General features: G+C 53.2%; 5 protein-coding genes and 1 pseudogene. All 6 read right to left on the bottom strand.

Features of this window, described 5'->3' with window-relative positions:
* Positions 1-309 precede the first annotated feature (309 nt).
* Positions 310-1,953, bottom strand: coding sequence for a phosphoglucomutase (alpha-D-glucose-1,6-bisphosphate-dependent) (gene pgm / locus QZ377_RS11170; protein WP_291441220.1), 1,644 nt, complete (start codon positions 1,951-1,953; stop codon positions 310-312).
* A gap of 160 nt (positions 1,954-2,113) precedes the next feature.
* A complete protein-coding gene (locus QZ377_RS11165) occupies positions 2,114-3,541 on the bottom strand; it encodes a DegQ family serine endoprotease (protein WP_291441219.1) in 1,428 nt (475 codons plus the stop codon).
* A gap of 14 nt (positions 3,542-3,555) precedes the next feature.
* The gene (locus QZ377_RS11160; RefSeq protein ID WP_291441218.1) at positions 3,556-5,025 is read right to left on the bottom strand and encodes a 30S ribosomal protein S1; all 1,470 of its coding nucleotides are present in this window, start codon (positions 5,023-5,025) and stop codon (positions 3,556-3,558) included.
* A gap of 272 nt (positions 5,026-5,297) precedes the next feature.
* On the bottom strand, positions 5,298-5,975 hold the full coding sequence (gene lolA, locus QZ377_RS11155; RefSeq protein WP_291441217.1) for an outer membrane lipoprotein chaperone LolA: 678 nt from the start codon (positions 5,973-5,975) through the stop codon (positions 5,298-5,300).
* A gap of 67 nt (positions 5,976-6,042) precedes the next feature.
* A pseudogene (locus QZ377_RS11150) lies at positions 6,043-8,547 on the bottom strand (DNA translocase FtsK 4TM domain-containing protein); the annotation flags it as partial.
* A 33-nt stretch (positions 8,548-8,580) separates the two neighbouring features.
* Complete coding sequence (gene efp / locus QZ377_RS11145; protein WP_291441216.1) at positions 8,581-9,138, bottom strand: elongation factor P; 558 nt, start codon at positions 9,136-9,138, stop codon at positions 8,581-8,583.
* Positions 9,139-9,282: the final 144 nt, after the last annotated feature.

Genomic DNA, 9,282 nt, shown 5'->3' with positions numbered 1-9,282 from the left:
CTGCAAAAAGAAGCAGATGGCGTATGGCGCACTGTTGGATATTTTATTCAATAGTCAAAACGGACTGCGTAAAAACAACATCATGTAAAACTTTATAGATATTTCACCCAATGCCATTTATATAAAAAGCTCTCCTTAATGTAATAGGAGAGCTTTTTTAAATTACAGCATCATAAACTGGTACTTTTTAACCATGTAGCGAACATGCCCTTGGATGAAAAATGAAAAAATTTTAAAGAGTTTTAAATGGCCCATCAGTAAAAACACAAAATGCCAAATAGCTGTGCAATCAAGCCTATGTTTTCAGGTTCAGGCCTTCAGCAATCGTTCCAGAAAGTTCATGGCATCCTTTTGTATGGCGCAAAGGTGATCTTCTCCCTTAAAGCTTTCTGTATAAACTTTGCATATGGGCTCTGTCCCTGAGGGGCGAACAGCAAACCAGCCGTCTGCGCTGGAAATTTTAATACCTCCAATAGGAGCATCATTCCCAGGCGCTCTGGTAATAATCTCTGTAACGGGCGAGCCGCCAAGGCTGGAGATATCGGCACTTTCCGGCGTTAGGGCCTTGAGCTTCGCACGCACCTGATCGTCGGCAGGGGCATCCAGCCGCTGATACACCGGGCGGCCCAAGCGTTCCGTAAGTTTTTCATACAGATCTGTGGGAGAGGACTGTTCAACTGCCAACATTTCCGCAGCCAGCAGGCACATGAGAGGCCCATCCTTATCGGTACTCCAGGGGGTGCCATCAAAGCACAGGAATGAAGCCCCGGCGCTTTCTTCACACCCCATTCCGCAATGGCCGTTCAAAAGATAAGGTACGAACCACTTGAATCCCACAGGCACTTCCACCACCGGGCGGTTTACCTCCTGCCCCACTCTGTCCAGAAGAGCGCTGGTTACCAACGTTTTGCCAATGCCGCTGGCAGATGACCATGCGCGGCGCGTACGGAACAGATACCATGCAGCCACAGACAGAAAGTGATTGGGATTCATCAGCTCCTGCCCTGTGACAATGCCGTGGCGATCTGAATCGGGATCGCAGGCAACCGCCAGATCAAAACGATTGCGCATTTCAAGAAGGCCATTCATGGCATAAGGCGAGGAGCAATCCATACGGATTTTTCCGTCCTTATCGAAGGGGACAAAGCGGAATGTGGGATCTACTGCCTTGTTCACCACCGTGATTTCAATCCCATAGGCGTCAGCTATGGGTTCCCACATTTGCAGGCTCGCGCCTCCAAGCGGATCAACGCCAAGCCGCAGGCCCGAGGCTGCGATGGCTTTTACATCCAGAACGTTAGGCAGGTCATCCACATAAGCGCGGATAAAGTCATATTCTTCCACCAGCGAAGAGGACAGCGCCGCCCGCAGGTGTGTGAGGCGGACTCCACGATTACCGTTTTCAAGATAGATATTGGCCCCTTTTTCTATCCTGTCGGTAACATCGGTCTCTGCTGGCCCGCCGTGGGGGGGATTATACTTGAATCCGCCATCACGCGGCGGGTTATGTGAAGGGGTAATAACTATACCGTCGGCCAAGCCTTTGGAGCGCCCGGCATTCCAGCGCAATATGGCATGTGATATGGCGGGGGTGGCTGTGTAGATACCTTGGGGCGCAATACGCACATGCACATCGTTGGCTACCAGAACTTCAAGGGCGGAACGAAAAGCCGCTTCAGACAGAGCATGGGTATCACCACCAAGAAAAAGGGGACCATCAATGCCGTTGGCCTTTCTATAGTCGCATACTGCCTGTGTAATGGCGTAGATATGCTCTTCATTAAAAGTATGAAGCAGCGAAGACCCCCGATGTCCCGAAGTTCCGAAGCTCACGCGCTGGGCAGGAATTGCGGGATTGGGATACTCGGTGAAATAGGCGCTGACAAGTGCCGGGATATTTTCAAGATCTTCAGGCAGGGGCAATTGTCCGGCCCGGGCATGAACAACAGGCATGATGTACCTCCACTGTCTCGTTAATTACCATAAGATATTATGGATTGTCACGCCTGCAACATGACATTTAAACCAGATTATCTTTTAAATTCATACAAAAAGGGCTGCCCCATAGGAGCAGCCCTTGCAGTTTTTGTTTTTTCAGAGTCAGCGAGGCTTTTTATTTGCTCAAAGGAATTGTGCGAAAATACACGTCGCCGCGGCGCGAAATCTGCAGCATGATGGCTCCGCGCTTCACACCCTCTTCATTAACAATTTTTGACAATGCCTCTGACGTATTCACAGGCTTGAGGTTTGCCTTGAGGATTACGTCCCCGGGGCGCAAATCAGCTTCGGACGCAGGTTTGTTGGGGGTGACATCCACAATGAGCAGGCCTTCATTTTTATCAATTTTCATGTCCCGGCGTTCGGCATCATTGAGCGGGCGAACAGCAATACCGAGGAGACCTTCGCTTTGCTTGGGGCCACCCTTTCCGGCTGCAGAGGCCTGAGAAGTTGACTGGCGCTCGCCCAGGGTAACGGTAAGCTCAAGAACCTTACCGTCGCGCCACACCTTGATTACTGCTTTACTGCCAGGGGTCTTTTCGGCAATGGCGCGCAGCAGGGCCGATGCGTCGTCAATATCCTTTCCGTCCACGGCCAGGATGATGTCGCCGTCCTTCATGCCGCCCTTGCCGGCAGGCTCATTTTCCATAACGCTGCCAACAAGCGCGCCCTTGGCGTCCTTCATGCCGAGAGCTTTTGCAGTATTTTCTTCAACATCCTGAATGGTAACGCCAATCCAGCCCCGGCTGACCTTTTTACCGCTTTTGATCTGATCAATGATCTTCGCAGCCATGTTGCTGGGAATGGCGAAACCAATGCCCTGCCCGCTGGCGATAATGGCTGTATTGATCCCTACTACCTGCCCCTGCATGTTCAGCAAAGGTCCACCGCTGTTACCGGGGTTGATGGAAGCATCGGTCTGAAGAAAATTGTCAAAGGGACCGGCGTGAATGTTGCGATTTTTGGCCGACAAAATACCCGCAGTCACTGTGTGGTCCAGGCCAAAAGGGTTGCCGATGGCCAGCAGCCATTCGCCCACTTTGAGCTCGTCGGAATTACCAAAAGCCAGGAAAGGCAGATTTTTTTTGGTTTCCACTTTCAGCAAAGCCAGGTCAGTTTCTTCGTCAGCGCCGATAAGAGTCGCCGTGAAAGATTCGCTTTTGCCGTTTTCCTGATCCAGTGTTACGCGAATAACATCGGCATCGGCCACCACATGGTTATTGGTGACGATAAAGCCATCCGTCGACACCAAAAAACCGGAGCCGAGAGATTTTTGTCTGGATTGGGGGCGCTTGCCATCCCGCTTGCCGCCGAACTGGTCAAAAAATTTTTCAAATCCGGGGGGCATATTACGGAACATTTCGCCAAAAAATTCTTCAGAGCCACCGCCGGCAGCCATTTTTTCAGTATTGATGTTGACGACAGCGGGGCCGCTTTTGGCTGCCAGCTCGCTGAAGTCCGGCAGGTTTCCTGCCTGGGCGAGCTGCGCGGCAACGACAAAAGTCACTGCAAGCAGGCCCGAAAGGCATTTTTTTATAAACATGGAAAAACTCCTGGTTACTTGTTTTGCATTGCTCTATGCAAAGCTTGAGCCAAAGTGTTCATCCCTGTGTTTGCAGAACCGCTGCCCTTGTCGGCGTGCTGCTTCCACGCCTTATCATCTGCGCTGAATGAAGCCTCGCTCCCTTCAGGGGCAAGGCTGATACGCCGGGCAGCGGTATCCAGATTTTGTACTGCAAGAGTCACGTTGTCGCCCTTGTCCAATTTGCTGTACTGGCCTGCGTTCTTGGCATTCTTGATGACACCCGCAGGCAAAAGGCCCGTGATGCCGGGAGCAAGAGTAATGAAAAGGCCGTACGGACTGCGCCCTTCCACTATGCCCTGAACGATGCTTCCAGGAGCAAACTGCTGCGCGGCATCCTGCCAGGGATCGCCTTCGGCATCACGCAGGCTCAAAGAAATGCGACGCGAATCCGCATTAATGTCTTTGATTTTTACCGCAACGTTATCCCCAACTTGAAGAATTTCTTCAGGCTTGTTGACGCGTTTTGTCCAGGACAGTTCAGAGATATGCGCCAAGCCCTCGATACCGGGCAGAATTTCCACAAAAGCGCCAAAGGGCGCAAGGCGCATAACCTTACCCTGTACCACAGCGCCATTTTCAAGACGTTGAGCTACATCTTGCCAGGGATCGCCCTCGGCCTGCTTGCGAGAAAGGGCAATACGAACCTGACCTTTGTCGTTTTTACTGATTGAAAGCACCTTGGCCCGCACGGTATCGCCCAGGGAAACGGCCTCATCCGGCGCGCCTACGCGCGACCAGGACAACTCGGAGAGATGTATCATGCCCTCTACGGCTGTATCCAGCTCCATAAATGCGCCAAAGGGAGCAAAGCGGGATATTTTGCCTTCAACGGTATCGCCCACGCCAAGCTTTTCAAGTAAAGCTTCAAGTTGCTCCTGCCGCTCACGGTCAAGCAGCGCACGGCGGGAAACAACAATATTTCGTCCCCTGTTTTCAACTCTGATAACAAGGAATTGCAAGGTGCGGCCTGTGAGGGATTCGGCATCTTCAGCAGAGGCAAGGCCTATCTGGCTGCCGGGGCAGAATGCAGTTTTTCCCAGAACTTCAACAGTGTATCCGCCCTTGCAGGGACCGACAATGCGCCCGTCCACAGGGAGGGCCGCATCACGGGCTTCTTCAAGCGCAGCCACGCCGCTGCCGCTCATAGAGCGGGACAGGCGGATTTCTTGCGCAGAAACGCCAACAACCCAGGCCTCTACAGGTTCGCCGGGGGCAGCGGTTTCTTTGCCTTCAGCATCAAGAATATCCTTACGCTCCATGATGCCGTCAACCTTGATGCCTACATCAACAAAAACGCTGTCGCCGGTGATGGCAATAACTGTGCCGGTAACCTTCTGACCCGCCTGAAGGCGATGCCCGGAAGTTTCATGGGCCGCCAACATGGCGGCAAAGTCTTCAACGCCTTCCTCCTGCATGGAGGTCGCGAATTTTTCCTCGGTCATTTTTCCTGCTCCTTCAAGCTGGGCTGATTACTCAAGTTGGTTACATTACTTTATGCGCTTGCAGAAAACAATGACGCTTCATCAGCTCTGGCGCATATTTGTTAAATATTTTAAGCAGTAAAAATATTTCTTTACTTGCCTTATCCATATGTAAAATCCTTTAAATTCGTGAAGTTCTATGGCACATCGCTCAAAAATCAGGGGAAGAAAAGCCGTGACGCAAAATGCGTCACGGCTTGATAAGTTTTTCCTGATTATCGGCTCTTCCGGCGTTAGCGAAACAGCTCTTTTTCGGGAACAGCACTATCAATGCGGTCTTCAACATCCACACCCTTGGGCGGTGTAAAACTGAATTCCGAAGCCTTGATGCTGACATCCGGAGAAAAGCGGTTAAAGCGTACTTCATTGCTGTTGCCGTAAAAATCCAGGATACTGGCCCGCCGGATATATCCGGTATCAGGTTCGACCCATATGACGGCCTCCACCATTTGCGGCGCCGGTTCCTTGGGGAAAAGGCGCAGCTTGGAGAAACCATCCTCCCGGCCTTCGGCTTTTACGTCAAAGTCTTTGGTGAGCTCGGCCTGTCCCGTAATAACCTGAATAATGCTGCGTGAATCCTGAACCAGACTTGGCGGATAGCGGTAGGCTACTTCTTCTTCCGGAATATAATTCCAGATTTCTTTTCCCGTCACCACAAGCGTTTCTTCATGCGGAGCCACGGTTTGCCAGCGAATGAGCAGAGGTTTTTTAAAAAGCAGCTTGCCTTGCCTTTTTTCTACAGCGCCGCTCTCTTTATGTGTAAGGGTCTGGTCAAAATCTGCAGAAAAGGAATCAAGTTTTTCATAACGCGCCTGAATGGCCGCATCCATATCAAGATTCTGTGCCGTAGCAAACGAAGGAATAATGAGACACAGGGCCATTGCGGCGACAGCCGCGCGCAGCATACGCATATACAACCTCCACGCCCGCCAGGGCCTCAGACAGAAAAAATCACGCCCAAAAAAGAATCTGCTCAGCCTATTTGACCACTGCGCGGGGTTTGCTGCCGTCCGCCGGGCCAATGATGCCGTCATGTTCCAACTGCTCAATCAGGCGCGCCGCGCGGTTAAAACCGATTTTAAAGCGGCGCTGCACAAGAGAAATTGATGCCCTGCCCTGTTCGCTCACGAAAGCCTGAACTTCGCCATACAGGGGATCCTGGGCCGCATCCCCGCCCCCGCTGCCGTTGCCGCTTATGGCGGCATCAATCCCCCACTGGGCAAAATCAACCTTGTAGGATGGGCTCAACTGGCGCTTCCAGTGATTCACCACACTCTGCACTTCTTCATCGCTGAGGAATGGCCCGTGCAGGCGCTGCAGTCTTCCCCCGCTGGGCTTGAACAGCATGTCGCCCCGGCCAAGCAGGTGCTCGGCCCCGACCTGGTCAAGAATAGTGCGCGAGTCATGCTTGGAAGTAACCTGAAAAGAAATACGGCAAGGAAAGTTGGCTTTAATAAGGCCGGTAACCACGTCCACACTGGGCCGCTGTGTGGCCAGAATCATATGAATACCGGCCGCGCGGGCCAACTGCGCCAAACGGACGATACTGGTTTCGACTTCACGTGCCGCAGTCATCATGAGGTCGGCCAGTTCGTCAATAACAATAACAAGATACGGCAACGGCTCCAGATCAGAAAAGTCTGGCGGCAGACCATCCTTATAGGCAGCCAGTTTTTGATTAAATCCAGCAACATTACGCACGCCCAGGCGGGCCATGGCTGCATAGCGCCGGTCCATCTCATGCACGGCCCAGTCCAGAGCGTTTTTGGCTTCGTTCATTTCCGTGACTACGGGGTGCACCAGGTGTGGAGCATCGGCATACACAGCCATTTCAATGCGCTTGGGATCTATAAGCAGCAGTTGCATATCCTGCGGCTGGGTGCGGTACAGCAGGCTGACAAGGATGCCGTTCAGGCAAACGCTTTTGCCCGCCCCCGTGGCTCCGGCCACAAGAAGGTGTGGCATGCGGGCCAGATCTGCCATAAATGGCTTACCCGCAATGTCCTTACCGAGGATCATGGTCAGCGGGCCGCAACCGTTACGGAACGCTTCGGAAGCGGCCAGCTCCCGAAAATTGACAGTTTCGCGCTGTTCATTGGGAATTTCGATCCCCACGGTGTCAGAGCCGGGAATCGGCGCCTGAATACGGATGGCCACAGCCTTGAGGGCAAGGGCGAGGTCATCGCTCAGGTTGGCGATGCGGCTTACGCGAATGCCGGGAGCCGGGCGCACCGCATACATGGTGACTACAGGTCCAGGAGTGATGCGCACGAGTTCGCTTTGGATGTCAAAGTCATTAAGGCAAGCCATGAGCGCCTGGCCTCTGGCCTGGATGTCTTCACGGCTGAGTCCACCACTTTGGGCAGGAGGAGGGGCCAGCAGATCAAGCCCCGGCAGTGGCGAAGCCGATTTTTTGCGGAATGCCGAAGCAACCAGGCCGCCCAGGCCGCTTTTTTTATCAGCCCCTGCCCCACCAGTAGCGGCGGCAGGAGGAGTAGTCGGTGCTGCGTCGGCAACTTCCACGGCGGAACTTTTTCGCACAGACGGCGCAGGCGCGTCCGAAACGGCGCCCCCCTGTTCCACCAATGGCTGACCGCTCAGGTCCTGAGCCACAGCGAAGGGATCGTCCCCCGCATCCGCTGGAACAAGAGGAGCAGTGGATTCTGTGTTCCCTGGATCCGCCGCGTTGTCTTCATAAACTTCCGGCAGGGAGTCCGCTGTGGGGTGAATGTCTCCCAAGCGATCACGCCAGCGGGATAAAAATCCCCAGGTGGGCCATGACAGCCGGAAACCGGACTGCTGCTTCTCTTCATTTTCTGCAGTGGCGGCTTCGGGGGTATGCCGCACTATTTCAGGGAGAACGTGCTCACGCGCGGCAGTCTTGCCAGAAGAGGAAGTATTTTTGCCAGATTTTTTTGTTTTTTCGCTTTGTTCTGCTTCTGTGGCAGCAAATTTTGCCTCAAGTTTGCCACGCAACCAGTGGGCAAGCCGACCGGCCAGGGTAAACCATGAGATATTCCAGGCAAGTTGAAGCCCCGCCAAAAAAACAAAAAACCATACAAGGGCAGAACCGCCCGGGCTGAGATAGCGGCTGGCATTGCTGTGCAAAGCACTGCCGACCATGCCGCCGCCCCAAATGTCACCAATGGAAAAATCCCAGGCCGCCCCAGCAACCAGAAGGCAGATGGTAAGCAGAAAAAATCCGCACCAGCGCCACCAATGCATGCCATAGGCAGGAGAGACGTAGGCCGCCCCCAATGCGCCGAAAACCAGCGGACAGAGGAAGGCGGCCACGCCAAACACATCATTGAGGAATCCCGCGGTATACGCGCCAAAAAGGCCAGCCTTGTTACGCACTTCGACAGCGCCGCTGACCACATGGTTGAGGCTGGGGTCATTGGCGTCAAAGCTGAGCAAGCTCAATAAAAGCAGCAGTGCCCAGAAGAGCAGAAAAAGGCCAAGAAGTTCGCGGCTGAATTTATGGGCGTCCGTAGGGCTACCCTCCCGAACCGGGCATTATTCCCGACCCAGGTATTCCTTGGAGCGGGTGTCCACTTTAATGCGGTCACCTTCGTTAACAAAAATGGGAACCTGAACAACAAGGCCGGTTTCGAGTTTGGCGGGCTTGGTGACGTTGCTCACCGTATCCCCCTTGGCGCCGGGCTCGGTTTCAACAACAGCCAGCACCATGCTTACGGGAATATCAATGTCCAACGGATTACCCTTGTACAGCAACACCCGGCACTCCTGACCATCCTTCAGAAAGCCTTCTTTACCGTCGGTGGTCGAAATGGGCATTTGCAGCTGCTCGTAGGTGGTCATATCCATAAAGATGAGATCATCATCCTGCCGATACAAAAACTGCATGTCGCGCGTTTCAAGATCAGGCTTATTCACCTTTTCGCCGGAACGAAAAGTAATATCCTGCATACGCCCGGTAAGAATATTGCGCAACTTTGTGCGCACCATTGCACCGCCCTTGCCGGGCTTGAAGTGCTGAAAGTCCACAATTTCGTAAGGGGTGCCTTCAACTTCGATTTTAAGACCCCTACGAAAATCAGTGGTAGAATACATAGTACCTCCTACTTGTCGCCGCAAACCGGCATAAACTGGCAGTCAGGCCGGTCATTTGCCAACAGGGGCAAGAGCGGCTACCTTGTGCGGAAGTGTTTTGAAGGAAATCACGTTTCCGAACTGTAAATACTTGCCGAAAGTCAG

Source organism: Desulfovibrio sp. (genome assembly GCF_019424165.1).
GTDB lineage: Bacteria > Desulfobacterota > Desulfovibrionia > Desulfovibrionales > Desulfovibrionaceae > Desulfovibrio.
This window is presented reverse-complemented; position numbering and strand designations above follow the sequence as displayed.

Bases quoted from the DNA above. Each gene is read 5' to 3' on its own strand.
- lolA (WP_291441217.1), bottom strand. From the start codon at position 5,975: ATGCGTATGCTGCGCGCGGCTGTCGCCGCAATGGCCCTGTGTCTCATT.
- QZ377_RS11160 (WP_291441218.1), bottom strand. From the start codon at position 5,025: ATGACCGAGGAAAAATTCGCGACCTCCATGCAGGAGGAAGGCGTTGAA.
- pgm (WP_291441220.1), bottom strand. From the start codon at position 1,953: ATGCCTGTTGTTCATGCCCGGGCCGGACAATTGCCCCTGCCTGAAGAT.
- efp (WP_291441216.1), bottom strand. From the start codon at position 9,138: ATGTATTCTACCACTGATTTTCGTAGGGGTCTTAAAATCGAAGTTGAA.
- QZ377_RS11165 (WP_291441219.1), bottom strand. From the start codon at position 3,541: ATGTTTATAAAAAAATGCCTTTCGGGCCTGCTTGCAGTGACTTTTGTC.